The following is a 26,475-nucleotide window of genomic DNA, read 5'->3' on the forward strand; positions in this document are numbered from 1 at the left end:
AGCTCGAATCCGGCAGGCATCGCTCCACGATGATGTGGTACATGCGACTCTACGGCATTATGATCTGCCAGCACATGGACGCTTGGTATGTGAGCCAAAAAGATGAATGGGACAAAATGAAATCCACGATTCTCCCTTCAGCAGCCTAATTTTAAAAAAGCCCGGTTGGAAAATTGGTGGAGTCTGGCCTTTTTTGAAACTGGTTTTCATCTTCCATATTTTCCAGCGCCATTTCATAACTATTCTGGCATCACCACTGGAATCCCCCATCTAATTCCGAGAGGCTATGAAGATAGTATATTCTATGGCTGGAGTCTATTATTCGTAACGGTTATGCGCTCATTCTTTAATAAATAGATACTAATCTAGTACCACTGCAATACGGTATACATATAAATATATTACATAACGTATCTCATGATAGATGCTATGAATGAAGGTTAGGAGGGGTGAGCAGCGATACAAATATGATGTTGGTGACAAGGTCAACACGTCGTTTTTGAAGGAATGCTTGAAACTACTAAAAATGAAATTATCGGAGGGATTTTTTTATGAGTTATAGTTGTAACTATCAATTCGTTGCTGGCGCTAGTGATCGTAATAGAAACAAGAGCTGCGATAGCAAAAGTCAAGATTTTTTACGCAGTTTGGTAGGCAAAGTTGTGAAAATCAACCGCGGAGGACCGAACTCACTGCTAGGCAAACTGCTTGCCGTAAAAAGCGACTATCTTGTATTAAAAACTAGAGAAGGCATCGTATATATTGCTACCAGCCATGTAAAAAGCATTACTGAATTCGGCGGCGACAAAAGCGGTGGTAATAAAAGTGGCGGCAACAAAAGCGGCGGAAACAAAAGCGGGAAAAACTGCAGCCGCGGTCACCGTGAGCCGACATTAGTCGATGCAAACAACTTCAACGATGTCATTTGCGCTTTCAATCAACAATTCGTTCAAATCAACTCGGGCGGACCGGAGAAAGTAGAAGGCTTTATCGCCCAAGTAAATAAAGATTCGATTTTATTGGTATCTGGCAACGAAGCTATTCAAATTCAGAAGGATCATATTAAAACGATTAAAGCTGCAGGCAGTAAATCAGGCGGCAACAAAAATGACAACAAAAACGACAACAAAAACGACAACAAAAACGACAACAAAAATGACAATAAAAACGACAACAGAACCGGCGGCAACAAAAGCAACAAAAACAACAAAAGCAGATCGCAAGGCAACCGCAGCGGCGGCAGAAACCGTGCAAATGCGGCTTCTGTAAAAGCTGCTCCAAAAACAGCTCGCCGTTCCGTGAAATAAGACTGCTGATTTGCCAGGCAAAGGTCTTGACCTTTGCCTGGTTCCACTATCTACCGGATGAAAGGAGGTTGATCGCATGAAAAACCGTCATCCGCTGCTGGATCGGCAGGTCGAATTAGAGATTTCAGGAAAAGCGGCACCAATACGAGGGAAGTTGATCGAGTTTGGTCAAGATATTTTAGTGCTGCACAACGGAACTCAATTTTTGTATATTCCGCTTATCCACTTACAGCAGCTTCGCGTCTCTACGCGGGAAGAAGAAGAAAATATTGAAATACCTGAACTGCCATTTGAGCCTTATAACGAGCCAATCTCTTATCGCAAAATACTAATGAATGCCAAGGGCATGTTCTCTGAAATTTATATTACCGGGAATCAGTCCATACACGGTTATTTAACTACCATTATGAATGACTTTTTTGTCTTCTATTCACCTGTCTATCATACCGTCATCGTATCTCTTCACCATATGAAGTATTTGATTCCCTATAATCCGAACGTAACACCGTATACGTTAACGCCAGAGCAATTTCCTCTTAGACCCTCCCCGATAACATTAGCAAGAACCCTCGATCAACAGCTGCGCAAACTAGTCGGTGAATTCGTCGTGCTTGATTTAGGCGAAAATTCAAATAAGATCGGTGTATTGAAAAGCGTCGATCAGAGTATGATCGAGCTTGCGAATGCAAGCGGAAACGCTGTTTTCTTACACTTTGACCATGTGAAAACCGTGCATATCCCCTAATTCAATCAGACTGTGCTTTCAGCCATAAAGGCTTGAGCATAGTTTTTTTTTACAAAATTTTGTCGAAAAAAAGAATCTTCCATGCATTTTGATGATCAGTTCTGGAAATATTAATTTGCAAGGTAACAATGTGAGTGGTATGAAAGTGATGTGATTGGCATGAAAGTGAAACCTTTTGGTATTTTGGCATCTTTTATGATAATTGTTTTGTCAGTCGGGCTTGTAAATCATGTCCTGATTGTCCCTATGTTGTTTTTTGCCGCAAAGCGCGATGCATGGATATGTGTGATTATCGGGCTTATGCTTGTGCTCCCATGGGCATTAATTCCACTATGCGGCATATTAAACCGGATGAATGGAATGCCTCTTGATAAGTGGCTGATGGGGCGATTTCCACGATTTTTGTCATGGTTTCTTATGGGCGTTTTTTTGCTTATGCAGTTGGCCCTTGCTTTTGAAACGCTAATTACGATGGTCTCTTGGACGGCCACAACCTATTTGCCCAATACCCCTTCGCTTGTGGTTTGCGTTGTATTTCTAGGTCTATGCCTATTTGCATCAGTCTCAGGCCTCCGCACGATTGCATACGTGAGCTGCATCCTGCTGCCGATCGTTGTGCTGTTAGGCGATTTTGTCATGTCTGCGAACATGCCGCACAAAGATTATCATTTTTTATTGCCGATACTCGAGAATGGACCTGCTCCTTTGGTTACAGGAGTGTTATATACGCTTACCTCTTCCAGCGAGTTGTTTGTATTTATGCTTATTCAGCATCATATAAAAGGAAAAATCAAGCGCTGGCCTCTCTTTTGGCTTGTGTTGCTTTTGTCAATGCTGACAATAGGGCCGGTTATGGGAGCGATAGCAGAATTTGGACCTGTCGAAGCAGAGAAGATGCGTTATCCAGCATTTTCGCAATGGCGGCTGGTGTCCATCGGAAAATATTTCGAGCATGTTGATTTTTTTGCGATCTTCCAATGGATGTCAGGCGCGCTTATCCGGCTAGCGCTTTGCATTCACATTTTATCTGAATTTGGACCCTTGCGACAATTGAAAAGAAAATGGATTTCACCGACACTGCTTGGCGTGATCATTCTCGTTGTTTCTTACGTTGGCGTTAACCATATGCTTGAGTTTAGACATTATATGGTCGCCTTTTTTACGTATACAGGAATAATCATAATGTCCCTTACCAGTATGATTTGGATTGTGACCCTATTTCAGAAGAAGCAAGGGAATAAAAGTAGAACAGCAATTATCGGCTCCGAGGAGGCAGAACAGTAATGATTCATGAGGAACGGAATGAGCAGCATGGTAAAAATGATTGGAATGACATACCGATAGATCAGCTCAGGAACGAATTGCAGGAGTGTAATGATGTCATTGAATATAGGCTTACACTTGATGTTCATGGGCCGATGGAAGTCATTATGTTTTATTGTGAAGGGCTGATCGACAACCAACAGATGCAGCTCGGATTGCTGCCGCAGCTCGAGAAATGGGCGGAACAGCTTCGTTTGCTTCCAGGAGCCGAAGAAGGTGACGTACATAAGCCAAGCATGTTATTCAGCAGAGTGCAATGTGGACATAATGGCAGTAATTTATATGCTAGACTGTTTGCGGGCAGCGTCATCTTATCGTTAGAAAATCTTAATGGTTTATTTGAATTCGATATTTCCAGCCAACCTGGAAGGACTCCGGAAGAGTCGACGATGGAGGTCTCGATCAGAGGTCCGCGCGACGGCTTTGTCGAGAATTTGTCAACGAATGTAGCTTTAGTTCGCAAGCGTCTCAGAACGCCTGATTTGCATGTGCAATATTTTAGGATCGGCAGAGAATCCCAGACAGAAGTTGCTCTTATGTATATGAAGGGACTAGCGAAGCACGAGCTTGTATTGGAAGCGAAAAGACGCCTCGATAATATTGATATTCCTGCTGTAGTTGGAGGTAGTCAATTAGAAGAGCTATTATCCGACCGTCGGCTAGCTTTGTTTCCGCTAGTTGAATATGTCGGGCGGCCTGATTATGTCGTGCAATCGCTGCTGCAAGGAAAGGTTGCGATCCTGCTTGATGATTCTCCATCAGCCATTATTGCTCCAGGCAGTTTATTGCTGCTGATCAAATCGCCAGAGGATGCTCATTTACCGTATTATTATGTTTCGCTGGAACGTTTGTTAAGGCTGATCGGACTTGTTTGTGCAATCAGCCTGCCGGGTTTATGGATTGCACTGTCGGCCTTCAACACAGATCAAATTCCGTTTACACTGCTTGCCACTGTAACTATATCTCGAATTGGCCTGCCATTGTCGTCTACGATGGAGATGTTTATTATGCTGACGATGTTCGAGCTCTTCCGCGAAGCGGGAGTCAGGCTTCCAAGGGCAGTCGGGCAAACCGTATCGGTAGTAGGCGGGTTAATCGTAGGCGATGCGGCTATCCGTGCGGGCTTGACTTCTCCGACTATGCTCGTCATTGCTGCGGTGACAGCGGTATCCACCTTTACTCTGGTCAATCAGTCATTAAGCGGCTCGGTTAGCGTCATTCGCTACCTGGTGCTTATTTTATCGTCGATTCTAGGAATATTTGGTTTCTTTGTCGGAATGTTTGCCGTTCTCATCTACCTGTGCACGCTAGAATCATTTGGACATCCTTATTTAGAGCCGTTAGCGCCGCTGCGCTTCAAGAAGCTGATACCAGCGCTTATGCAAAAGCCATGGAAGCTTAAGAGCAACAGGGGGAACAAATGAGATATAAAGCTGCGCAGGTTAACATTTGGAGAAAAAGGGCTGCATTGATTTGCATTTTATTTGGGTCCATGCTGCTTCAAGGCTGCTGGGATGAAATCAATTTACAGGATACTAGCTACATCTCCGCTCTCGGTATCGACTATAAAGATGGGAAGTATGAAATCTATGCACAAACGATGAAATTTGGGCTCATAGCGAAGACAGAATCGCAGCAGCGTGACCCTAATCCAGTATGGATCGGCAAAGGCAAGGGCGATTCTATTTTGCTGGCGATAAACAATATTACGAAATCCAGCCAATCCATTTTAAGCTTGGACCATCTAAAAACGGTCGTTGTGCACGCCAGAGCGCTGGAAAGGATGGATGACATCATGGACGGCTTGAATCGCCAACGGGCTTCGCGGTATACGTCTTTGATATATGGGACTAGAGCACCGATCCAGAAGATTTTTACGACAGATACCTTTTATGACCAATCTCCTCTTAATAGTGTCATGTATTTGCCGCAGCCTCTTGATGGCCAAAGGAGTTTTATTCGTCCTTCCTCTCTGCAGACGGCGGTGCAGTCATTGAAGGAGCCAGCGATGGTGACTACGATCGCCGCATTGACGGCCAATGACCATTATTGGAAACGAAAGAAAATACCGCTGAAAATTCAAATAATTGAGGGATTATTCGCATTTAAGGAGCTTAACTATGTTGGCTATCTCTCGGAAAAAGAAGCTGCCGGCTTGCGATGGGTCAATCCCGAATTCAAGCATTTCATAATGAAAGCAGAAGGTAAGCATGGGAACGCGGCGATTTCCGTCAGCTCCTCAAAAAGCCAATTGCGTACGAGCTTCAAAGAGGGTTCGCCAAGCTTTGTTTTAAAGGTAAAGTTGTCAGGGGCGGTAGCAGAAATTTTGAAAAGCATAAATGAGGAGGAGATTGTTGCTTCAATAGAAGCGAGGGTCAAGCTTCAGCTTGAGAATACGTATCGTAAGGGATTAACGAAGGGAATGGATTTGTTTAAGTTGGAGCATCAATTGTATCGTTACCATCAGGCGTACTGGAAGGAAGCGTGCAAAGGAAAGGAATGGCATCCTACGCCCGATCAGCTGAAAATTGAGGTTACATTTAATTTGATTCATTCCGGTAATTTCACGTTGAATGAAGACACATAAATAAAGGAAAATTAGCTCATAATACGTTTGGCACGAAAAAAATGGAATAGCATGTGCTTACGAACCTAGTTTAGAGGAGGAAGACCTAAGATGCAGCCAATTACGGCAAAAGAGCTTGAGTACATCGCTGACTCAATGTCTAACGAGGATCTATTGATTAAACAATGCGCAGCAGTAATCGCTACGGGCACTACACCGGGGATTGTAAACCTATGCACGCAAATGCTGCATACCCACCAACAGCATTACGACTCATTATTGCATGCTATTTCGCATCATCAGCAAATAGCTCCAACACAGCCGCAGCAATAAACGCCAATCGCAACGACAATAATGATTAGGAGGTAAGTCGCTATGTATCAGCAGCAAAAGCAATCGATTTTGACCGAGGAAGATTTGGCAGGTACGATTCTAAGTGATTTAAAAAGAGTTGTGCGTGAGTACGCGACAGCGGCAACGGAGTCAACCTGTCCGGATATTCGTCAATTGTTCACGAAATTAACGGACAGCACCTTGGCCCTGCAAGGCCAGCTGTTCGAGGCGATGAAGCAAGCGAATATGTACAATACATCGTCGCCGGCGCTTCGCCAAGAGCTGGACAAGCAAATGAAGGAGTATCAGCAAACGAAGCAAAAGACGGCTCAGTTTTTGCAGCAAACGCTAGGCCAGCAGCAAACACAATCGATGTATACGCCGAATGCGCAACAGCAATCCGGCCAGCATCAGCAAAGCAATCAACAATATTACATGTAAAGACCCTTCGGGGTCTTTTTTTATAAGGAAATTGGAGGATTTGCCTTTCAGGCTTTGATTGCACGGGATTCAAAAAAGTTGTAAAATATTCTTTATAATCGCACTCGTACTGGAAGGAGTTATACAATGACCGAATTACAGTTGAAAGTGCTGGAGCTGCTGAAGGAAGACGCGCGAAGGAATGCGGAGCTGATCGCCACGATGCTTGCCGCACCAATAGAGGATGTAAAGCAAGCGATAGCGAGGCTTGAGGATGACCATATTATCGTAAAGTATGCGACAGTCGTGAACTCGAGCAAGCTTGACGATGAGAAGGTAACGGCACTTATCGAAGTACAAATTACACCAGAGCGCGGTCGCGGATTCGAAGGAATCGCCGAGCGCATTTATTTATATCCAGAGGTAAAATCCGTCTACCTGATGTCGGGAGCATATGATCTATTGGTCGAGGTTGAAGGCAAAAACTTAAAAGAGGTTGCCTCTTTTGTATCGAACACCTTATCGCCGATCGACAAGGTATTATCGACCAAAACCAATTTTATTTTGAAAAAATACAAACAAGACGGCATTATCTTCGAGGAGCGCGAAGGTGATCATCGGTTGATGGTTTCGCCGTGAAAAAAGGGTGACGGCAATGATTAAAGATGAACGTAAACAACCCTCCACAGCTGTGCAGAATCAATCGATGGCTGATTATTTGTCCCCGCTCGTGCGCGGCATTAAACCGTCGGGAATCCGTCGGTTTTTTGATTTGGTCAGTACGCGCAAGGATGTTATTACGCTTGGCGTAGGCGAACCCGACTTTGTTACGCCATGGCATGTTCGGGAAGCAGCGGTACACGCGATTGAGATAGGCAAGACGCAGTATACGTCCAATGCCGGCATGCCGGAGCTGCGCGAAGCGATCGGCCAATATTTGAATGACCAATTTGCTGTGCAGTATGATCCCGCGAATGAAATTTTGGTGACGGTCGGCGGAAGTGAAGCGATCGACCTTGCGCTTCGCGCATTGATTGCGCCAGGGGATGAAATATTGATTCCGGAGCCTTGTTATATTTCTTATTCTCCGATTACGGCGCTTACCGGCGGCAAGCCGGTTGGCATCGAGACATACGCGAAGGATGCTTTCAAGCTGAAGGCGGAGTCGCTTCAAGCTGTCATCACGCCGCGGTCCAAAGTACTTATTCTTTGTTATCCAAGCAATCCGACTGGCGGTACGATGAGCTATGAGGATTGGCTGCCTATTACGAAACTTGTGGAAGAGCACGATCTCATCGTCATTTCGGATGAAATTTATGCAGAGCTTTCTTACGGCGAGAAGCATGTCAGCTTTGCGGCAATGCCCGGCATGAAGGATCGAACGATACTCGTTAGCGGCTTTTCGAAGGCATTCGCGATGACAGGCTGGCGGATGGGGTATGCCTGCGGTCATCCCGATCTTATGGAAGCGATGCTGAAAATTCACCAATATACCGTCATGTGCGCGCCGATTATGGCGCAGTATGCCGCTCTTGAAGCGCTTCGGCACGGATTGGAAGAGAAGGACCGTATGGTTGAGGCTTACAATCAGCGGCGCCGCCTCGTTGTGAAGGGATTCCGCGACATCGGTCTCGAATGCCATGAGCCGCAGGGCGCATTCTATGCTTTTCCATCGATCGTATCGACAGGCCTTACGAGCGAGCAATTCGCGCAGCGGCTGCTGGATGAAGCGAATGTTGCGGCGGTGCCTGGCGACGTATTTGGTCTTGGCGGCGAAGGACATCTTCGCTGTTCTTATGCGACCTCTGTTACGAACCTGACCGAAGCGTTAGATCGAATAGGGAATTTTGTCCACCGCTTGAAGCAAGGGTAAGTAAGTACACTTTAACGATCAGCAGGTCAGGAGTATATCCGGCCTGCTGTTTGCATGAATAAGAGCATCAGGTGGAAGAGGAGGCCGAAGAGGATGAAGTTATATACGAGAACAGGTGATAGCGGTCAGACGTCCTTGATTGGGGGACGCGTGCGCAAGGATGACGTTCGCGTTGAGGCGTACGGAACGATTGATGAATTAAACGGCTTCGTCGGGTATGCGGCCGCAGAGGCGGCTAAGCATGAGGAGCTGGCGGAAATGGCCGGCTGGCTGATCGATATCATGCAGGAGCTATTTGACTGCGGCTCAGATCTAGCCTATGCCGTAGAGGGAGCGCCGCTCAAAATAGGATCGGAGCCTGCTGCCAGACTGGAAGGCTGGATCGATCAATATACGGCGGAGGCGCCGGAAATTACGCGATTTATTTTGCCGGGGGGCAGCTCCGTGTCTGCGCTGCTGCATATATGCAGAACGGTATGCCGCCGTGCGGAGCGCCGCGTCGTCACACTGGCTGCAGAGCATGCCATTAATGCTGAGGTGCAAACCTATTTAAACCGTCTGTCCGACTTCTTCTTCGCTGCTGCTAGAGCAGCAAATGCGAAACTTGGCGTGCCGGATACCGAATATGTACGAAGCGCGGAAGTGTTTCGAAAGCCCAAAAAATGATGGGAACGCTAGAAAAGCTCTATTATCCGCCACTGGTGGCCATCGTTAGTGAAGCGGAGCATGGAAAGCAGGTACGAACGGTGCTGGAGCGGCAGCTCGGCGTATCCCGCAAGCTGCTGTCGCAAGTAAAGCTGACGGAGCATGGGCTTACCGTTAACGAAGTACGTGCTTATACGACGGCACCGGTCGCGGCAGGCGATATTATTCGCGTACGGATGGAGCGGGAAGTATCCGAGGATATTTTGCCGCAGCCTATTTCGATACAAATCGTATTTGAGGATAACGATCTGCTTATTATCAACAAGCCGGCAGGCATGATCGTTCATCCGACGCATGGTCATTACACGGGTACGCTGGCCAACGGCGTCGTTTATCATTGGCAGCAGAAGGGAGAGCGGGTGCGCTTTCGTCCCGTACACCGTCTGGATGAAGAAACATCAGGCTTAGTCGCCGTCGCAAAAACGTCTTACGTGCATCAGCAGCTGTCCGAGCAGATGCAGGCGAACGGCTTCCTGAAGCTATATCGCGCTTATGTGTACGGGAGCCCGGCACCAGCCAAAGGAACTGTTGACGCTCCGATTGACCGGGACCCAGACCAGCCCCATATCCGTATCGTAACGCCGGAGGGGTATCCGTCCGTTACGCATTACGAGACGATATCGAGCTTCGGTTCTGCAGAGGGCAGCATACGAGCGACTGCCGTGCGCCTAAAGCTGGAAACGGGGCGAACGCATCAAATTCGCGTGCACATGAAGCATCTCGGCTGTCCATTAATCGGAGATAAGATGTATGGACCCGAGATTGGCGCAGTAGAGGATTGGGAGACGGCAGCCAGCCGTCAAGCGCTGCATGCCGAAATACTCGGCTTCACTCATCCGATCACGAAGCAGTGGGTGGAATGGCAGGCAGCATTGCCTCCGGAGCTTGTGCGCTTGGAGCAGGCGCTATCTGAATAAACAAGAAATGGTATAAGCACATTGGAGGATTTCATGGTATGGTGAAACAAAACGTATTAACGATTATTCAATATCCTAAATGCAGCACCTGCAAGGCTGCGGTTAAGTCGCTCCAAAGCAAAGGGAATGTCGTTCAATCCCGTGATATTGTTGAACAAACGCCTACTGCCGAGGAGTTGAAGGTGCTTGTGGCGAATAGCGGCTTAGAGCTGAAAAAGTTTTTTAACACATCAGGTGACGTATATAGAGAGCTTGGCTTGAAGGACAAGCTGGCCGGCATGTCTGAGGATGAGAAATATGCGCTGCTAGCGTCGAGCGGAATGCTGATCAAGCGTCCGATCGTAACGGATGGCAAGAAGGTAACGGTAGGCTATAAGGAAGAGCAGTACGCTGAGGCTTGGAACAACTAAAAAAGGGTGAATGGACTTATGTCGCAAACCAAATGGCGATCAGATAGGCTCTCGAAGCTTGGCTCTTCCATCTTTGCTGAAGTGGCGGCATGGAAGCTGGCTGCGGTGGAAAGCGGCCTCGATATCATTGATCTGGGCATCGGCAGTCCGGATCAGCCGCCGACGCCTGCCGTACGACTTGCGCTTAGCGATGCAGCGCTGCGCTCCGATATGTATGCTTATCCAGCAACGAGAAGCGGACTGCCCTTTCGTCAGCATGCCGCTGCTTGGATGAAGCATCGCTTTAATGTTGAGCTGGATGCGGCGAGCGAGATCGTGACGCTGCTAGGATCACAGGACGGGCTTGCTCATCTTGCAATGGCGCTTTGCGATCCTGGCGACATGGCGTTGCTGCCTAATCCCGGTTATCCGATATACGCCGCATCCTTGGCGCTTGCGGGCGTGGAATCTAAGCTAATGCCGCTCCGTGAGGAGAATGGATATATGCCAGATCTCGAAGCTATTCCGGATGCGGATTGGGATCGCGCAACATTTATTTTACTGAATTATCCTAATAATCCGATATCAACTGTAGCTGATTTAGCGTTTTTCGAGCGGCTGCTGGATAAAGCACGCCGGCATGGCGTACTGGTCGTGCATGATTTGGCTTACTCCGAAATGGGGTTTGACGGCTGCGAGCCGCCAAGCATTTTGGAGGTGCCGGGCGCAATCGAGCAAGCTGTTGAATTCCACTCCTTATCCAAAAGCTTTAATATGGCTGGGTGCAGAATCGGCTTTCTGGCTGGGAATAAGACGGCGGTTGGTGCTCTCCGCGAGCTAAAGGCAAACATCGACTATGGCGTATTTGATCCTATTCAAGAGGCGGGCATAATAGCGCTGCAAGAGGCGATATCAAATACGGAGATGCCTAAAGCAGGCAAGCTTTATGAGAAGCGAAGGAACATATTCCTGGATGCGCTTCGGACAGAGGGCTGGGACGTTGCAGCTCCGAAAGCGACCATGTTCGTATGGGCGCAGCTTCCTCCCATGCAGTGGACGATGGACGAGCCATGGACTTCAAGGCGAATTTCCCAGGAAATGCTTAAGGCGACCGGCGTGGTCGTCGTTCCGGGCGAAGCGTTCGGCTCCGAGGGCGAAGGTTATGTGCGAATCGCGCTCGTTGAAAGCGAGGAGCGATTGCAGGAAGCGGCTGAACGTATTGGAAGGTTCATTCGCGGGCAATAACGATAGAAATGAGATTAATAGTTTAGAGAGGAGTTTTAATTGATGAGTGAACAACGCTTGCTATTGGTAGACGGTATGGCGATATTGTTTCGTGCTTATTTTGCTACTTCGTTCGGAGGCAGCGTACGCAAAACGAGCGCTGGCGTACCCGTAAATGCTGTACATGGCTTTGTACGATATTTCATGGATGCGATCAATACGTTTAATCCGACGCATGTTGTTTGCTGCTGGGATATGGGCAGCACAACTTTTCGCACGGAGCAGTATGACGGCTACAAATCGAATCGTCCGGCCGCACCGGAAGATCTGATTCCACAGTTCGATTTGGTGAAGGAGGTTGTCGCCAGCTTCGACGTGCCGAATATTGGCATTGCGGGCTATGAGGCGGATGACTGCATCGGAACGCTTGCTGCTGCGCTTAAGGATCAAGCGCAAATTTTTGTCGTGACAGGCGATCATGATATGCTTCAGCTGGTGGACGACCGGGTTTCGGTTGCCATCATGAAGAAGGGGATCGGGAACTATATGGTGTATACGCCAGAGACGTTGATGGAGGAACGCCAGCTTACCCCCGTTCAAATTATTGACATCAAAGGTCTGATGGGTGATACAGCGGACAATTACCCGGGCGTAAAAGGAATTGGCGAGAAAACGGCTCATAAGCTTATTCAAGAGCATGGCTCCATCGATGGTTTGCTTGCTAACTTAGAGGCGGTGTCCAAATCGATAAGGGTAAAAATCGAAGCCGATCTTGATATGCTTCATCTTTCCCGCGATTTGGCAACGATTCGCTGCGATGTGCCGGTGTCGGCCGAGCTGGATGGCTGCTGCTGGGCGTATAAGCGCGAAAGCGTATTGGTGAAGTTTGAAGAGCTGGAATTTAAAAGCTTGATATCGCTTATTGGATAAGCGAGAGTGATCTCCTTATGCGGTAAAATGCCGGAATAGGGAGATCTTTTTATGATTACAATTAATATCAAATGAGCTTACAGCTCATGGTCATTTATTTTGTTACAATAATGGTTTTTGGAGTAGGTTTTGGAAATGAATGAAACGGTATTTAGCGCCCTTGCCGAGCCAAACCGGCTTCAAATTGTCGAGCTTTTGCGCAGCGGCACTTTCACTGTTGGGGAAATTGCCGATCGACTCGGGCTTAATCAGCCGCAAACATCGAAGCATCTTCGCGTCCTGCATGAATCGGGGCTTGTTGAGGTGCAGCCAAGCGCCAATCGGCGATATTACAAGCTGCGGCATCAGCCGCTCATTGAATTGGATGACTGGCTTGAATCATTCCGCCGCATCTGGAACGAGAGGTTCGATAATCTGGACGATTATTTGCGAAAGCTGCAAGGGCAGGAACAGGAATAGGAAGACAACAACTAATGACGCAGAATGACGGTTCTCACGATGCGCATGAAAAACACCGATATCCGGTGTTTTTTATTTTTTCTGTAAAGGATTTTTAAGGAAAAAAACTGGAATTGTATTGACCTGTTCTTTTTAAAGAACTACAATAGCTATATTGTCTGTTATAACGCCTTACATTTTGGTTGAAGTTCTAAGCTTATCGTTAGGATCTAAACTGGCCGAAGGAGAATCTTATGATTGGGGAACGGATTAAAAGTCTACGGGAAAAAAAGGGCTATTCGATAACGAAGCTTGCCGACCTAGCAGGCGTATCCAAGTCCTACTTAAGCTACATTGAACGCAATATGCAGAATAACCCATCTCTTCAGGTAATGGCAAAAATAGCAGCTCCTTTGGATTCTAACATTGAATATTTGCTTGGAGAAGAGCATTTACCAAAAATTCATGAGGCTGAAATGCTGGATGAGGAATGGCGTTCCATTATTAAAGACGCGGTTGATGAGGGCATGAGCAAAGGTGATTTCCAAGCTTTAAAGGATTTAATCCGATCGAACATGTGGAAGGAAAGCATTGCGGAGACGAGTGTATACTCGAGCGAGAAAAAGAAAACATCAAATATTATCATTCTTCATATCGATAACTGAAGGCGAACGAAAAAAAGGAAAACGTGTATTGACATGTTCTATATAAAGAACTAATATTGTGTTATCGTTCTTTATAACAAACATATTAAGCAGGTGTGCGAATGGATGGAAAGCGGTTAGAGGATCAACCAGCATTGCGAAACGAGAATGACAGAGTAAAGGTCAAAGAGATCAATCTTAAAGCTTTATTCTCTACGGTTAGAAAGCGTTTATGGATGGTTGTACTAATCACGGTGATCGTTACCGTACTCGCAGGGCTTTATAACTCTAGACCGGAAACGCCTATGTATACCGCATCCGCGAGAGTCATTGTTTCTGCTTCGCCAGAAATGATGGGTACGGCAAAGGTGATGTTTCGCGAGCCTATCGTCCTGAACAAGGTCATAGAAAAGCTAGAGCTTAATCGTTCTGTCTCGCAGTTAAGAAGTCAAATCAGAGTGGATAGTGTGGAAGGCTCGCTTTTAACGCTCATATCGGTTGTGGACAGCGATTCAAAGCTTGCGGCTGAAATTGCCAATGCCAGCGTTGAAGCATACCGGCAAGTAGCAGCAGCTACGCTGGGCATATCGAACATCCAGCTGTTAACGATGGCGGAAGAAAATCCTTACTCTATTAATGTGAAGAGCAACACGCTGCTGATCGCAGGATTTATATTAGGTCTTGTTTTCAGCATTGGCTTAGTCTTTCTGCTTGATTCTCTTGATGATTCTATCAAGTCGGAACGAGAGATTGAAGAGCTGCTCGGCTTAACGATGCTAGGTCAAGTAACCAAAATGAAGCGAAAAGATTATGCCAGACATTTGAAGAAACAAAAAAGCATTGTTGCGCGGGGTGAGACCATTGGTTCGTGAACGGCAAAAGGCGTCAAAGTCTTATGTAAATAGAAGCTTGCTTGCTTATATTAATCCTCATGGCTCTATTTCAGAGCAGTATCGAACCATACGGAACAATATTCACTATGCTTCAAACGGCAGCAAGATTCAATCGCTGCTTGTCACTTCCCCCTCAGAGGGAGAAGGAAAATCGACTACGACCGTCAACCTCGCTGTATGCATGGCGCAGCGCGGCGACCGCGTGCTCATTATCGACGCGAATTTCAGAAATCCGATCATCAACAAAATTTTTAATGTACAAACTTCTCCAGGGCTGTCGAACGTCTTGGGCCAGCAGCTCGAAATTCGCGAGGCCATCTACAATACCGAGGTAGAAGGATTGGATATTTTGCCGAGCGGCCAGCGCCTCTATAATTCGACAGAGCTGCTGGATTCTCATCTTATGATCGATGTGATGCAATACGCATCCGAGCAATACGATATGGTGCTGCTCGATTGTCCGCCTGTCCTCGGTGTACCGGATACGAACGCGCTTGTAGGCAAATGCGATGGGGTGCTCTTGCTGCTTCAGAGCGGTAAAACACAGCAAGAGCATGCCATTGAAGCAAAACGTGCTTTGATGTTCGCAAAAGCGAATATTCTAGGCGTCATACTTAACAAAAAGAGCGTTTGATGATCGCAATCGGATAGCGCTTTTTTTACGGGACGACTGTTCTTTATAAAGCACAGTGTTGTTTTCATAAGGACAGTCACACTCGGTAATGTCTCCTCACCGTTATCAATGGAGGCACTCGGCCATGCTGTGGGTTACGAAAACCTTAGACGCGAGTCGTCAAGAGTGTGGTGTGAGGAGGGGTTGAATGCCCTGGATTCTGCATTAGAGTATTCAACTAAACGGTTTTGTACAAAGCCTTTTAGTTAAACACTCTAAAGGAGTGTCACAGCAACTTTCTCGAATATTGGCGAGAGCTAACGATTATTAGCATCAACTTTATTTGATGTATGACAGGAAAGGGTGAAATGGCTTTGACGTACCGACAAAGATTGTCATTATTGATTTTAATCGACTCCATGATCGTGTTTACCGCCATCTTTTTTAGCCGATTTTTACTTAGCGCTTCGCTTGATGTGGTAACGACACCGATTGTGATCAGCTCGATCACGCTCTTATTGAGTCATCATTTCTTCTCCTTCTATTACAAGCTGTATAAGAAGGCATGGGAATATGCAAGCGTCGGGGAGCTGCTGATCATTTCGAAGTCGGTCTCCTTCTCCATTCTTGCAGCGGCCGTCATTCAGCAGCTGGTGATGGGGGATGTGTTTATGCGTCTGCTCGCCGTTACTTGGATGATTCATATGATGCTGATCGGAGGCTCAAGGCTCTGCTGGCGAATCTTTCGAGGCAGCTACAATAAGCATGCCGGCCTGCGAAAGCGCACATTGATCGTTGGAGCAGGCTCAGCGGGTACGATGCTTGCTCGGCAGCTGCTAAGCAACAGCGACACGGAGCTCATCCCGATGGGTTTCATAGACGACGATGTCAACAAGCATAATCTCGATATTATGGGATTGCCTGTGCTAGGCGGCGTTGCGAGCATTGCCAAGATAGCGACCTTGCATGACATCAACAATATAGTAATTGCGATCCCGTCACTAAGCAAAAAACAGCTTAACACGATCTTTAGCGAATGCGCGAAAACGAAAGCAAAGACGCAAATTATACCGATGCTTGAGGATTTGGCTACGGGGAGAATATCGGTCAGCCAATTTCGTGATGTACAGGTCGAGGATTTATTAGGCCGCGAGCCTGTAGAGCTGGATATCGAAAGTATCTCGGGTTATGTCACCCAGAAGGTCGTGATGGTAACGGGAGCGGGCGGATCGATTGGCTCGGAGGTATGCAGGCAGATTTCTAGGTTTCTGCCAGAGAAGCTTATTTTGCTTGGACACGGGGAGAACAGCATCTATTCCATTGAGATGGAGCTGAGGGAGCTCTACGGGCACACCAACATCGAATTTGTGACCGAAATCGCAGACCTGCAGGATGCGAATAAAATGATGGCGGTCATGCAGGCTCATCGTCCTCAGGTCGTTTATCATGCGGCTGCACATAAGCATGTGCCGTTAATGGAGAGAAATCCAGAGGAAGCGTTCAAAAATAACGTGATGGGCACATTGAATGCAGCAAGAGCGGCCAGCCAGGCTCGCGTCGATACGTTTGTCATGATTTCTACCGATAAGGCGGTCAATCCGACAAGCGTTATGGGGGCGACGAAAAGAATTGCGGAAATGGTCATACAGCATTTGGACCGGTTCAGCACGACCAAATTTGTAGCGGTTCGCTTCGGCAACGTTTTGGGCAGCCGAGGCAGCGTTATTCCGCTGTTTAAGAAGCAAATCGAGAAGGGCGGGCCCGTAACGGTCACGCATCCTGACATGGTTCGCTATTTTATGACGATACCGGAGGCATCGCGATTGGTTATCCAAGCCGGCGCGCTGGCTAGGGGCGGCGAAATATTCGTTCTCGACATGGGAGATCCGGTCAAAATAACCGATCTTGCGCAAAATGTCATTCGAATGTCGGGGTACACGGTCGAGGAGATCGGCATTCAGTACACGGGCATTAGACCGGGAGAGAAGCTCTTTGAGGAAATGCTCAAGGACAATGAAATGAACGAGAAGCAGGTATATCCGAAAATTTATATTGGCAAATCGTTTGAGATTTATTTTGAGCAAATTGAAGAAATGATTGCGATTCACGACAGTATGAGCAAAGCGGAACTACGGGTTAGACTGCTCGATCTTGCGAACAACATCGTAGAGCTTCCAGAATTTGCTTCAGTAACAGGCTAAAATGACGAAGGAGTTGCTAAATGCTATGAAGGTTAGAAAAGCCATTATTCCAGCCGCGGGACTCGGAACTAGATTTCTCCCTGCAACTAAAGCAATGCCGAAGGAAATGCTGCCGATTGTCGATAAGCCTACCATTCAGTACATCGTCGAGGAAGCGATCGAATCGGGCATTGAAGATATTATTATCGTGACCGGCAAAGGAAAACGAGCGATTGAGGATCATTTTGACAATTCGATTGAGCTTGAGCAAATTTTAGAGGCTAAGCATAAATACGAATTGCTGAGCGAGGTTCGCAAGTCGGCTGATATGGTGGATATTCATTATATTCGCCAGAAGGAGCCAAAGGGTCTAGGGCATGCCATCTGGTGCGCTCGCAAGTTCATCGGAGATGAGCCGTTTGCCGTGCTGCTGGGCGATGATATCATCTCGGCGGAGAAGCCTTGCATCAAGCAGATGATTGAGAAATATGAGCAATATCGCACCTCGATCATCGGCGTTCAACGTGTAGCGGAAGAGGCGGTTTCCCGTTACGGGATCGTTGATGGAGCACGGATGGAGGATTCCTTCCACCGAGTTAGGCATTTGGTTGAGAAGCCTGCCAGAGAAGCGGCGCCATCGAATATGGCGATTATGGGACGATACATATTAAGCCCTGCGATTTTTGACATTTTGGGCAATCAAACCCCTGGCGCGGGCGGCGAAATACAGTTGACTGATGCGATTGCGGCTTTAAATTTATCCGAAGCGGTTTATGCCTACGAGTTCGAAGGCAAGCGTTATGATGTTGGCGAGAAAATGGGCTTTATCCAGACGACGATCGAATTCGCGCTTCAACGTGAGGATCTGCGCTACGAGCTGTTAAACTATCTGTCTCAAATGGTTGAACAAGAAGCTGCTAGAAAATAATTCTAGTATAGGATGGTAAACTTATGCCGAATAAAATATTATTTTGCGCTACCGTTGATTATCACTTTAAGGCTTTTCACCTGCCTATTATGGAATGGTTCAAGCAGCAGGGATGGGAGGTTCATGTCGCCGCAAAGGGCGAGCTGAACCTCCCTTTTGTTGACAAGAAGTTTAATTTGGCGATTGAGCGATCTCCCTTGCGATTGAACAATATCAAGGCTCATCAAGAGCTGAAGGCCATTATTAAGCAGCAGAATTATAAAATGATTCATTGTCATACGCCGATGGGCGGCGTGCTTGCTAGGCTTGCTGCATCGAGTGTTAGAAAACAAGGCACAAAAATCATTTATACGGCGCATGGTTTCCATTTCTGCAAAGGAGCCTCGCTCCTGAACTGGATGCTCTATTATCCGATTGAGAAGAGTTTGTCTCGTTTAACGGACTGTCTCATTACGATTAATAATGAGGATTATGCGCTTGCCGTCTCCAAGGGCTTCAAAGCGAAGCAAATTGCGAAGGTTCATGGCGTCGGCGTAAATACAATTCAATATAAGCCTATTCAAAAAATCGATAAATGGCGGCTAAGGCAGGAGCTTGATTTTCGCACGGATGATTTTCTTCTCTTCTATGCAGCTGAATTCAACAAAAATAAAAACCATCAGCTATTGATCCATGCGCTTGCTGCGATCAAAGAGCAGATGCCTCATACGAGGCTGCTGCTTGCTGGAACGGGGCAGCTGCTTGAAACGTGCAAAGAGCTGGCGCATCGGCTTGGCGTTGGCTCCATGGTGCATTTTCTAGGCTATCGGAGCGATATCGAAAGTCTGCTGCCGATGTGCGATGCCGCTGTTGCATCCAGCCTGCGCGAAGGGCTGCCGGTCAATATTATGGAGGCGATGGCTTGCGGGCTGCCGATTGTGGCAACGGCGAATAGAGGTCACTCTGAGCTTGTTCGCGATGGCGAGAACGGGTATGTGGTTGCGCCTCATGACACGGAACTATTTGCAAAAAGGCTGAAGCAGCTAAGCGAGTCGATTGAGCTAAGGCAGTTAATGGGCATGCAGAGCATGCATCTTGTGCAGAAGTACAGCTTAATCCAGGTCAAGCAGGAGCTAAGCGAAATTTACAAGTCGTTTATGGTGGGGGAACAAAATGAATCCCAAAGTCAGTATCGTCGTGCCTATATATAATATGGAAGACTATTTGGACCGATGCCTTCAAAGCTTGCTCAGACAAAGTCTGAGAGAGATCGAGATCATTGCGGTTAATGACGGTTCACGCGATTACAGCTTGGAGCTGTTGTACAAATACGCCCGCCAAGATTCGCGAATTACGATCATTGATAAAGCGAACGGCGGCGTATCCGCAGCTAGAAACGATGGCGTATTGGCGGCAAGAGGACAGTACATCGGTTTTGTTGATCCTGACGATTGGGTTCACGAGAGTATGTATGAGCAGCTGTACCTTGCGGCTGCCCAGGAAGACAGCGATATCGCGATGTGCACTTATGTCCGTGAGTTTGAGACGCATTCGAAGGAAAAACGATTCGATATGCTAGACAAGCAAACATATCGCTCTGATGAGGTTCAAGCGAAGATGCTTAGGCGTCTTGTCGGTCCACTGAAAGGAGAATTAGCTAGTCCTGAAAATTTGGATGCATGGGGTACGGTCTGGTCCAAGCTTTACCGGGCTGAACTGCTTAAGGATCATGGGCTGAAGTTTATGGATCTCGATATCATCGGCAGCAATGAGGATACGTTGTTTAACATTCATGCCTTTTATTATGCCCAATCGTTCGTTTTCCTTAATCGGCCGCTCTACCATTATTGGCGTTCGAATACAGAGTCGATTACATCCACGTATAATCCTGCTCTGCCCTATAAATTCGATCGGCTCTATGCCGCTATTCAATCGTTTATAACAGAAAAGCAGCTGGACGAGGAGTATAGAACAGCATTCAACAATCGGATTTGCATGAATGTATTAGGGCTCGGTCTTAATATTATGAGTGAGGGAAAGGCCGCTTCCTTTGGGAAGAAGCTTAAGGCACTGCGTAAGCTGCTGCATGGCGATAAGATCAATCAGTCTTTTAAACAGTTCGATACAAGCTACAGTCCTTTCATATGGAAGGCTTTTTTTGTATGCGCAAAAATAAAATTTTCGCTCGCCATTTACTTCATGCTGACTGCGATCAATTGGATGCGAAAAAGGAATACGGGGAGGATTGCAGTTGAAACCGGTTCGAATCTTGCAAGTGGCAACGGTCATGAATCGCGGCGGATTAGAAACCATGCTGATGAATTACTACCGTCAAATGGATCGAAGCAAAATTCAGTTTGATTTTATCGTTCATCGCGCGGAGGAAGGTCATTATGATCAAGAAATTATCGCATTAGGCGGGAAAATTTATCGTTTGCCGCAAATTAAGCCAGGGAATTACTCGCCTTATTTTAAGCAGCTGGACTTATTTTTTAAAGAGCATCCTTATTATCAGGTAGTGCATGCCCATATTAATGAAAACAGCAGCTTCATCCTAAAGGCTGCCAAGAAAGCAGGCGTTCCTTGCCGAATTATGCATAGCCATTTAAGCGATCTCGGGCTCGACATCAAGCTGCCCTTCCGCATGTATGCAAGGCTTGCGATAAAGGATAATCCGAGCAGCTACTTTGCCTGTTCGAAAAGCGCAGGCAAATGGCTGTTCGGCAAGCGTATATCAGATTCCGGCCAAGTGATTGTGCTTAATAATGCGGTTGATGTAAAGCAGTTCTCTTTTAATTCGAGCACTCGTGATGCCATTAGAGCCGAGCTCTCCGCAGGAGATCGCTTGGTCATCGGCCACATTGGACGATTTAATGAACAGAAAAACCATGATTTTTTGATCGATATTTTTAAAGCTGTTCATGACAGGGAGCCGAACGCGATGCTGGTCCTTGCAGGGGAAGGACATCTTCGGCCATTGATTGAGAAGAAAATAGAAAGATTAGGGTTATCAGAACATGTAAAGCTGCTTGGCGTTCGAAATGATGTAGCGGATCTGCTGCAAGGAATCGATATTTTTCTGTTTCCTTCCTTATTTGAAGGCTTGCCGGTTGTACTGATTGAAGCTCAGGCAGCCGGTCTTAGATGCGTCATTTCCGATACGATTACGAAGGAGACCGACGTTACTGGCAGGCTTCACTTCAATAGCTTAAAGCAATCTGCCGAACATTGGGCCGAGCAAATTTTGAGTACGTCCCGCGAGCATGCCGATACAGCAGAGCTATTAAGAAAGAACGGATACGATACGTCCACTATGGCGAAATGGCTGTCTGACTATTATATGAATCACATGTCCAAATCCGCTTTTGGGTAAAGGGGGGAATAATATGTTGAAGCCGATGTTGACTGTGTTTACACCTACCTATAACCGGGCCTACACGCTTCATCTTTGCTATGAGAGCCTGAAACGTCAAAGCAACAAGAGCTTTGTATGGCTCATCATTGACGATGGCTCTACGGATCAAACGAGGGAGCTTGTCGCAAGCTGGATAGCGGAGAATCTTATATCCATCCGCTATCATTATCAAGAAAATCAGGGGATGCATGGCGCGCATAATGCTGCTTATGAACGAATCGAAACGGAGCTTAATGTTTGCATCGATTCGGATGATTACATGGCAGACGACGCCGTAGAGAAAATAACGAGGTTTTGGCAAACGGCAGGAAATGACCGTTTTGCAGGCATTGTCGGGCTGGACGTGAACCAGAATTACGAGGTTATCGGCACCAGAATGCCTGAGCGATTGGAATCTTCAACGCTGACGGATCTATACGCCCTGCATCATGTGAAAGGCGACAAAAAGCTCGTTTACCGTTCAGAAATAACGAGAAAATATCCGCCGTATCCGATATTTTCCGGTGAGAAGTACTGTCCGTTATCCTACAAATACATCCTTATCGATCAGGATTATCCGCTGCTTATTATGAATGAGGTGCTGTGCATCGTTGAATATCGGCAGGATGGATCAAGCTTGAATATGATTAATCAGTACAAAAAAAATCCGCGCGGCTTCTCCTTCTTTCGCAAAGCGGCGATGGCTTATGCGCCGTCATGGAAAGGCAGAATCCGCGAGGCCATTCATTATGTTTCCAGCAGCTTGATCATTCGCAACAAACACTTTTTGAGGGAATCGCCTCGCAAATGGGTGACGCTGCTCGCCATTCCGTTTGGCGTTTTGCTTTACTTTTACATTCAGAACACGAATAAAGCGACGGTAGTGAAGCAAAATCATTGAGGCGGCAGTTTCAAAATGATCTTATAGGAAGGGACGAATAAAATGTCGATACTGTGGATGACGCTGGTTTTCGTATTCTCAGTCTCTCTAGCGGCCAGATACTTTTCAGTACCAGCAGGGATCGCCCCTTCGCCGATCATACCGAACAGATTTCTCGCTATTGTAGCTGCACTTACGCTCGCATTGGTATCCGGGCTGCGATCGAATATTGGAGATACCTATCTGTATATGCACAGCTATACATTAGAAGATTTCACTTGGGAGTCTATCAAGGGCAGCAATGATATCGGCTTTAATATTTTGCAAATGCTGTTGAAGCAGATTTCGAATGATCCGCAAATTCTGATACTAACGACAGGCATTGTGACCAATCTGCTTATCGTTATGGTGCTGTTTAAATATACGAGATTGTTTGAGCTTAGCATCTTCTTATACATAACAACGGGTACGTACACCATTTCAATGAACGGCATGAGGCAGTTTCTGGCAGCTGCAATCGTAATGACGGCGACAAAGTTTCTATTAGAGGGCAAGTGGAAGCCATACATACTCATCGTTGTACTCGCTTCATTCATTCATCAAAGCTCGTTGATTATGATTCCGATTTACTTTATCGTGCGCCGAAAAGCATGGACGAGATCGACCGCTATGCTCCTTGGACTTGCCGTTCTTATTGTCGTGGGCTTTAACGAATTTTCCGAGCTGCTATTCACAGCGATTAAGGATACCCAGTACAGCAATTATGCATCGTTTGATGAAGGCGGGGCCAACATCCTTAGAGCAATCGTCTGGATTATTCCGATTGTGATCGCCTATTTTGGCAGAGAAAAATTGAGAAGCCTATTTCCGAAGTCCGATATTATCGTGAATGTCTCGCTGGTAGGCGTTGTGTTGATGATAATCGCTACGCAAAATTGGATTTTCGCAAGAATGGCTATTTATTTCAATTTATATCAGCTTATTTTAATCGCATGGTTGATCAAAGTGTTTCGCGAGAAGGATCAGAAGCTTATCTATATCGTGATTTTAGTGTTTTATTTCTTATTTTATTTCTATGAAAGCGTCATTGCCCTCGGACTGGATTACAAAAGTGATTATATTAAATGGCCGTTTTAGGAGTGATGTAAATGAATGCTTCAAGTAAAATCCCTCGTATCGTTCATTATTGCTGGTTCGGACGGGGCGAGAAGCCAAGGAAGATTGAAAAGTGCATGCGCAGCTGGCAAAAGCATTTAGGCGATTACGAAGTGATGGAGTGGAACGAGGACAGCTTCGATATTTTGTCCAATCGCTATGTGAAGGAGGCCTATGAGGCAAAAAAATATGCTTTCGTCAGCGATTATGTTCGTTTATATGCGCTTTACAAGCATGGAGGCATTTATTTGGATACGGATGTTGAGGTCATTAAGCCGCTGAGTCCGCTCCTTCAGCATGAAGCGTTCTCTGGCTTTGAGGATCAGACCTTTCTGCAATCCGGAACGATGGGAGCGGAAAAGGGGCATCCGTGGATTAAAGAGCTGCTTGATGATTACGGCAGCCGCAACTTCCTGCGTCCGGACGGCTCGCTTGATATGACGACCAATACGGCGGTCATTACCGAAATTTGCAGCCGGCATGGCCTCAAGCTGAATGGTGAATATCAAGTGCTGCGCAATGGCGTTACCTTCTATCCACGAACATATTTTAGCCCTTATGACTATATTAACGGAGGAAATTACATCACGAATGACAGCTATAGCATTCATCACTTTGCCCAGTCTTGGCTTCCTGCCCATGTTCGCCTTAGAGGAGACGTAAAGAGAGTTGTAAGCCGGGTTGTCGGTCCCAAGATGATCTCAAGGATGAGACAGCTGCTGTCATCGAACGAATAAGCTCATAGTTTGAAATTAGGAGTCCATACCGATGATAAAACGATTGTTTGATCTAATTGTTTCTAGTATTTTGCTGCTGGTGTTGTCTCCTGTCATTGCTGCGACCGCAATATTGGTTAGGATTAAGCTTGGCTCGCCAATCGTATTTAAGCAGCAGCGTCCTGGCAAGCACGGCGTTCCCTTTTATGTTTATAAATTTCGAACGATGACGTCGGAGAAGGATAGCCTGGGGCAGCTGCTGCCCGATCACCTCAGGCTTACTGCCTTCGGAAGCCTCATGCGCAAATTCAGCCTGGATGAGCTTCTTCAGCTGATTAACGTCATCAAAGGCGAGTTGAGCCTCATTGGCCCCCGCCCGCTGCTTATGGAGTATTTGCCGCTTTACAATGAAGAGCAAGCGAAGCGGCATCTGGTCAAGCCGGGCATAACGGGCTGGGCGCAGATTCACGGCAGAAACGATGTCTCGTGGGAAGAACGATTTGAGCGTGACGTATGGTATGTGGAAAATCAAAGCTTGGCGCTGGATTTAAAGATTCTGCTGCTGACGGTGAAGAAGGTTATTCGGTCCGAGGGCGTATCGAATGCCAATCATGTGACGATGCCTATGTTTCAAGGAACGACAAGCCATAGTGAAGGATAAAGCCATTTCTCAAGCAGCGAATCTGCTTGGGGGGTGGCTTTTTATTTTCAAAAAAAGGATAAAGGATGTGTAGCATAGTGTCGGCAAATGAAATGAAAAAAATATATTTATCCCCTCCTCATATGAGCGGGAAGGAGAGAAATTATATCGATGAAGCGTTTGAATCCAACTGGATAGCTCCGCTTGGTCCGAATATAGACGCTTTCGAGAAGCAGCTGGCAGACTATGTCGGCACTGCGGATGCGGTAGCGGTCAGCTCTGGAACGGCAGCTATCCATCTATCGCTGCAGCTGCTTGGCGCAGGTGCAGGGGATACCGTATTTTGCTCAAGCTTTACGTTTGTGGCGAGCGCGAATCCAATTCGTTATTGCGGGGCAGAGCCCGTCTTCATTGATTCCGAGCCGGATACGTGGAATATGTCGCCAGAGGCGCTCCAGCAAGCCCTTGAGGATGCGAATCGACAGGGGAAGCTGCCCAAAGCAGTAATCGTCGTTCATCTGTACGGGCAAGTATCGAAGATGGACGAAATAAGGAGTCTTTGCGAGCAATATGAGGTGCCTGTCGTTGAGGATGCTGCGGAATCGCTGGGGTCCACCTATAAGGGCAAGCAAAGCGGCTCCTTTGGCAAGTTTGGCATCTACTCGTTTAACGGGAACAAAATCATTACGACCTCGGGCGGCGGGATGCTCGTATCAGATGATGTAGAGCTTCTGCGCAAGGCGCGCTTTCTTGCGACGCAAGCCCGGGATGCGGCCGCACATTATCAGCACAGCAGCATGGGCTTCAATTATCGGATGAGCAATCTGCTAGCCGGTGTTGGCAGAGCGCAATTAGAGGTTTTGGATGAACGGGTAGCCGCAAGAAGAGCGGTATATGAAAACTATGCTGGAGCGTTCTCGAATCGCGCGGGCATCAGCTTTATGCCTGAGTTAGCCGGTACAAACTCCAATCGATGGTTGACAGCGATCGTCATCGACGAGCATGAGATGGATACGACGACCTTGGAGCTGCTGGATGCCTTGACGGCTGCCAACATTGAGGCCCGTCCGCTATGGAAGCCGCTGCATTTGCAGCCGCTCTTTGAAGGCTGCAGGTTCTACGCCCACGAAGGCGGCGAGTCCGTATGCGAGCGTTTGTTCCAAAGCGGCATTTGTTTGCCGTCAGGTTCGAGCATGACTTCCTTGGATCAGGTAAGAGTCGTGGATTGCATGAATAGCGTCTTCGATCGAGCAGCGGTGAAAACCGTTCAATCGGCATAGACG

General features: G+C 46.9%; 28 protein-coding genes. All 28 read left to right on the forward strand.

Features of this window, described 5'->3' with window-relative positions; all coding sequences use genetic code 11:
- Window positions 1–551 precede the first annotated feature (551 nt).
- The 28 genes from AC1TPC_RS07805 to AC1TPC_RS07940 all read left to right on the forward strand — a co-directional run bounded on the left by AC1TPC_RS07805 (window position 552) and on the right by AC1TPC_RS07940 (window position 26,472).
- Window positions 552–1,307: a hypothetical protein gene (locus AC1TPC_RS07805; RefSeq protein WP_482066304.1), complete on the forward strand. Its 756-nt coding sequence runs from the start codon at window positions 552–554 to the stop codon at window positions 1,305–1,307.
- Window positions 1,308–1,383: 76 nt separating this feature from the next.
- Window positions 1,384–2,052 (forward strand): DUF2642 domain-containing protein, encoded by a 669-nt coding sequence (locus AC1TPC_RS07810; protein WP_482066305.1) that lies wholly within the window; start codon window positions 1,384–1,386, stop codon window positions 2,050–2,052.
- 159 nt (window positions 2,053–2,211) lie between these two features.
- Window positions 2,212–3,336 carry a GerAB/ArcD/ProY family transporter gene (locus tag AC1TPC_RS07815; RefSeq protein WP_482066306.1) on the forward strand — a complete coding sequence of 375 codons (1,125 nt, stop codon included), beginning with the start codon at window positions 2,212–2,214 and terminating at the stop codon, window positions 3,334–3,336.
- Window positions 3,336–4,799: a spore germination protein gene (locus tag AC1TPC_RS07820; protein WP_482066307.1), complete on the forward strand. Its 1,464-nt coding sequence runs from the start codon at window positions 3,336–3,338 to the stop codon at window positions 4,797–4,799. The genes AC1TPC_RS07815 and AC1TPC_RS07820 overlap by 1 nt, the downstream gene beginning before the upstream one ends.
- Window positions 4,796–5,962, forward strand: a complete 1,167-nt coding sequence (locus AC1TPC_RS07825; protein WP_482066308.1) for a Ger(x)C family spore germination protein — start codon at window positions 4,796–4,798, stop codon at window positions 5,960–5,962. The genes AC1TPC_RS07820 and AC1TPC_RS07825 overlap by 4 nt, the downstream gene beginning before the upstream one ends.
- 90 nt (window positions 5,963–6,052) lie before the next feature.
- A complete protein-coding gene (locus AC1TPC_RS07830) occupies window positions 6,053–6,274 on the forward strand; it encodes a hypothetical protein (RefSeq protein ID WP_482066309.1) in 222 nt (73 codons plus the stop codon).
- 42 nt (window positions 6,275–6,316) lie between these two features.
- On the forward strand, window positions 6,317–6,715 hold the full coding sequence (locus tag AC1TPC_RS07835) for a spore coat protein (protein ID WP_482066310.1): 399 nt from the start codon (window positions 6,317–6,319) through the stop codon (window positions 6,713–6,715).
- A 126-nt stretch (window positions 6,716–6,841) separates the two neighbouring features.
- Entirely contained in the window at window positions 6,842–7,333 is a 492-nt protein-coding gene (locus AC1TPC_RS07840; protein WP_482066311.1) for an Lrp/AsnC family transcriptional regulator, read from the forward strand.
- Window positions 7,334–7,349: 16 nt separating this feature from the next.
- Window positions 7,350–8,567: an aminotransferase class I/II-fold pyridoxal phosphate-dependent enzyme gene (locus AC1TPC_RS07845; protein ID WP_482066312.1), complete on the forward strand. Its 1,218-nt coding sequence runs from the start codon at window positions 7,350–7,352 to the stop codon at window positions 8,565–8,567.
- A 93-nt stretch (window positions 8,568–8,660) separates the two neighbouring features.
- Window positions 8,661–9,233 carry a cob(I)yrinic acid a,c-diamide adenosyltransferase gene (locus tag AC1TPC_RS07850; protein WP_482066313.1) on the forward strand — a complete coding sequence of 191 codons (573 nt, stop codon included), beginning with the start codon at window positions 8,661–8,663 and terminating at the stop codon, window positions 9,231–9,233.
- Entirely contained in the window at window positions 9,230–10,189 is a 960-nt protein-coding gene (locus AC1TPC_RS07855) for an RluA family pseudouridine synthase (protein WP_482066314.1), read from the forward strand. The genes AC1TPC_RS07850 and AC1TPC_RS07855 overlap by 4 nt, the downstream gene beginning before the upstream one ends.
- 38 nt (window positions 10,190–10,227) lie before the next feature.
- Window positions 10,228–10,599 (forward strand): arsenate reductase family protein, encoded by a 372-nt coding sequence (locus tag AC1TPC_RS07860; RefSeq protein WP_482066315.1) that lies wholly within the window; start codon window positions 10,228–10,230, stop codon window positions 10,597–10,599.
- A gap of 18 nt (window positions 10,600–10,617) precedes the next feature.
- Window positions 10,618–11,823 (forward strand): aminotransferase class I/II-fold pyridoxal phosphate-dependent enzyme, encoded by a 1,206-nt coding sequence (locus tag AC1TPC_RS07865; protein WP_482066316.1) that lies wholly within the window; start codon window positions 10,618–10,620, stop codon window positions 11,821–11,823.
- A 42-nt stretch (window positions 11,824–11,865) separates the two neighbouring features.
- Window positions 11,866–12,732 carry a 5'-3' exonuclease gene (locus tag AC1TPC_RS07870; RefSeq protein WP_482066317.1) on the forward strand — a complete coding sequence of 289 codons (867 nt, stop codon included), beginning with the start codon at window positions 11,866–11,868 and terminating at the stop codon, window positions 12,730–12,732.
- 135 nt (window positions 12,733–12,867) lie between these two features.
- A complete protein-coding gene (locus tag AC1TPC_RS07875) occupies window positions 12,868–13,191 on the forward strand; it encodes an ArsR/SmtB family transcription factor (protein WP_482066318.1) in 324 nt (107 codons plus the stop codon).
- 233 nt (window positions 13,192–13,424) lie between these two features.
- On the forward strand, window positions 13,425–13,835 hold the full coding sequence (locus AC1TPC_RS07880; protein ID WP_482066319.1) for a helix-turn-helix domain-containing protein: 411 nt from the start codon (window positions 13,425–13,427) through the stop codon (window positions 13,833–13,835).
- Between the two features lie 101 nt (window positions 13,836–13,936).
- Window positions 13,937–14,686 (forward strand): YveK family protein, encoded by a 750-nt coding sequence (locus AC1TPC_RS07885; RefSeq protein WP_482066320.1) that lies wholly within the window; start codon window positions 13,937–13,939, stop codon window positions 14,684–14,686.
- A complete protein-coding gene (locus AC1TPC_RS07890) occupies window positions 14,676–15,341 on the forward strand; it encodes a CpsD/CapB family tyrosine-protein kinase (RefSeq protein WP_482066321.1) in 666 nt (221 codons plus the stop codon). The genes AC1TPC_RS07885 and AC1TPC_RS07890 overlap by 11 nt, the downstream gene beginning before the upstream one ends.
- A 353-nt stretch (window positions 15,342–15,694) precedes the next feature.
- Window positions 15,695–17,521 carry a polysaccharide biosynthesis protein gene (locus AC1TPC_RS07895; RefSeq protein ID WP_482066322.1) on the forward strand — a complete coding sequence of 609 codons (1,827 nt, stop codon included), beginning with the start codon at window positions 15,695–15,697 and terminating at the stop codon, window positions 17,519–17,521.
- A gap of 25 nt (window positions 17,522–17,546) precedes the next feature.
- Window positions 17,547–18,428, forward strand: a complete 882-nt coding sequence (gene galU / locus AC1TPC_RS07900) for a UTP--glucose-1-phosphate uridylyltransferase GalU (RefSeq protein ID WP_482066323.1) — start codon at window positions 17,547–17,549, stop codon at window positions 18,426–18,428.
- Window positions 18,429–18,451: 23 nt separating this feature from the next.
- Complete coding sequence (locus AC1TPC_RS07905) at window positions 18,452–19,618, forward strand: glycosyltransferase family 4 protein (RefSeq protein ID WP_482066324.1); 1,167 nt, start codon at window positions 18,452–18,454, stop codon at window positions 19,616–19,618.
- Window positions 19,581–20,768: a glycosyltransferase gene (locus tag AC1TPC_RS07910; RefSeq protein WP_482066325.1), complete on the forward strand. Its 1,188-nt coding sequence runs from the start codon at window positions 19,581–19,583 to the stop codon at window positions 20,766–20,768. Before AC1TPC_RS07905 ends, AC1TPC_RS07910 begins: the two co-directional genes overlap by 38 nt.
- Window positions 20,659–21,780 (forward strand): glycosyltransferase family 1 protein, encoded by a 1,122-nt coding sequence (locus AC1TPC_RS07915; protein WP_482066326.1) that lies wholly within the window; start codon window positions 20,659–20,661, stop codon window positions 21,778–21,780. The genes AC1TPC_RS07910 and AC1TPC_RS07915 overlap by 110 nt, the downstream gene beginning before the upstream one ends.
- Window positions 21,781–21,796: 16 nt before the next feature.
- Entirely contained in the window at window positions 21,797–22,702 is a 906-nt protein-coding gene (locus tag AC1TPC_RS07920; protein WP_482066618.1) for a glycosyltransferase family 2 protein, read from the forward strand.
- 42 nt (window positions 22,703–22,744) lie between these two features.
- Complete coding sequence (locus AC1TPC_RS07925) at window positions 22,745–23,818, forward strand: EpsG family protein (RefSeq protein ID WP_482066327.1); 1,074 nt, start codon at window positions 22,745–22,747, stop codon at window positions 23,816–23,818.
- An 11-nt stretch (window positions 23,819–23,829) separates the two neighbouring features.
- A complete protein-coding gene (locus AC1TPC_RS07930) occupies window positions 23,830–24,573 on the forward strand; it encodes a glycosyltransferase (RefSeq protein ID WP_482066328.1) in 744 nt (247 codons plus the stop codon).
- 34 nt (window positions 24,574–24,607) lie between these two features.
- Window positions 24,608–25,213: a sugar transferase gene (locus AC1TPC_RS07935; RefSeq protein ID WP_482066619.1), complete on the forward strand. Its 606-nt coding sequence runs from the start codon at window positions 24,608–24,610 to the stop codon at window positions 25,211–25,213.
- A gap of 74 nt (window positions 25,214–25,287) precedes the next feature.
- Complete coding sequence (locus tag AC1TPC_RS07940) at window positions 25,288–26,472, forward strand: aminotransferase class I/II-fold pyridoxal phosphate-dependent enzyme (protein WP_482066620.1); 1,185 nt, start codon at window positions 25,288–25,290, stop codon at window positions 26,470–26,472.
- Window positions 26,473–26,475 lie beyond the last annotated feature (3 nt).

This window comes from Paenibacillus sp. Y280, assembly GCF_056786335.1.

Bases quoted from the DNA above. Each gene is read 5' to 3' on its own strand.
- AC1TPC_RS07855 (WP_482066314.1), top strand. From the start codon at position 9,230: ATGATGGGAACGCTAGAAAAGCTCTATTATCCGCCACTGGTGGCCATC.
- AC1TPC_RS07825 (WP_482066308.1), top strand. From the start codon at position 4,796: ATGAGATATAAAGCTGCGCAGGTTAACATTTGGAGAAAAAGGGCTGCA.
- AC1TPC_RS07865 (WP_482066316.1), top strand. From the start codon at position 10,618: ATGTCGCAAACCAAATGGCGATCAGATAGGCTCTCGAAGCTTGGCTCT.
- AC1TPC_RS07815 (WP_482066306.1), top strand. From the start codon at position 2,212: ATGAAAGTGAAACCTTTTGGTATTTTGGCATCTTTTATGATAATTGTT.
- AC1TPC_RS07905 (WP_482066324.1), top strand. From the start codon at position 18,452: ATGCCGAATAAAATATTATTTTGCGCTACCGTTGATTATCACTTTAAG.
- galU (WP_482066323.1), top strand. From the start codon at position 17,547: ATGAAGGTTAGAAAAGCCATTATTCCAGCCGCGGGACTCGGAACTAGA.
- AC1TPC_RS07835 (WP_482066310.1), top strand. From the start codon at position 6,317: ATGTATCAGCAGCAAAAGCAATCGATTTTGACCGAGGAAGATTTGGCA.
- AC1TPC_RS07930 (WP_482066328.1), top strand. From the start codon at position 23,830: ATGAATGCTTCAAGTAAAATCCCTCGTATCGTTCATTATTGCTGGTTC.
- AC1TPC_RS07805 (WP_482066304.1), top strand. From the start codon at position 552: ATGAGTTATAGTTGTAACTATCAATTCGTTGCTGGCGCTAGTGATCGT.
- AC1TPC_RS07880 (WP_482066319.1), top strand. From the start codon at position 13,425: ATGATTGGGGAACGGATTAAAAGTCTACGGGAAAAAAAGGGCTATTCG.
- AC1TPC_RS07840 (WP_482066311.1), top strand. From the start codon at position 6,842: ATGACCGAATTACAGTTGAAAGTGCTGGAGCTGCTGAAGGAAGACGCG.
- AC1TPC_RS07925 (WP_482066327.1), top strand. From the start codon at position 22,745: ATGTCGATACTGTGGATGACGCTGGTTTTCGTATTCTCAGTCTCTCTA.
- AC1TPC_RS07820 (WP_482066307.1), top strand. From the start codon at position 3,336: ATGATTCATGAGGAACGGAATGAGCAGCATGGTAAAAATGATTGGAAT.
- AC1TPC_RS07860 (WP_482066315.1), top strand. From the start codon at position 10,228: ATGGTGAAACAAAACGTATTAACGATTATTCAATATCCTAAATGCAGC.
- AC1TPC_RS07870 (WP_482066317.1), top strand. From the start codon at position 11,866: ATGAGTGAACAACGCTTGCTATTGGTAGACGGTATGGCGATATTGTTT.
- AC1TPC_RS07875 (WP_482066318.1), top strand. From the start codon at position 12,868: ATGAATGAAACGGTATTTAGCGCCCTTGCCGAGCCAAACCGGCTTCAA.
- AC1TPC_RS07885 (WP_482066320.1), top strand. From the start codon at position 13,937: ATGGATGGAAAGCGGTTAGAGGATCAACCAGCATTGCGAAACGAGAAT.
- AC1TPC_RS07845 (WP_482066312.1), top strand. From the start codon at position 7,350: ATGATTAAAGATGAACGTAAACAACCCTCCACAGCTGTGCAGAATCAA.
- AC1TPC_RS07810 (WP_482066305.1), top strand. From the start codon at position 1,384: ATGAAAAACCGTCATCCGCTGCTGGATCGGCAGGTCGAATTAGAGATT.
- AC1TPC_RS07910 (WP_482066325.1), top strand. From the start codon at position 19,581: ATGAATCCCAAAGTCAGTATCGTCGTGCCTATATATAATATGGAAGAC.
- AC1TPC_RS07850 (WP_482066313.1), top strand. From the start codon at position 8,661: ATGAAGTTATATACGAGAACAGGTGATAGCGGTCAGACGTCCTTGATT.
- AC1TPC_RS07830 (WP_482066309.1), top strand. From the start codon at position 6,053: ATGCAGCCAATTACGGCAAAAGAGCTTGAGTACATCGCTGACTCAATG.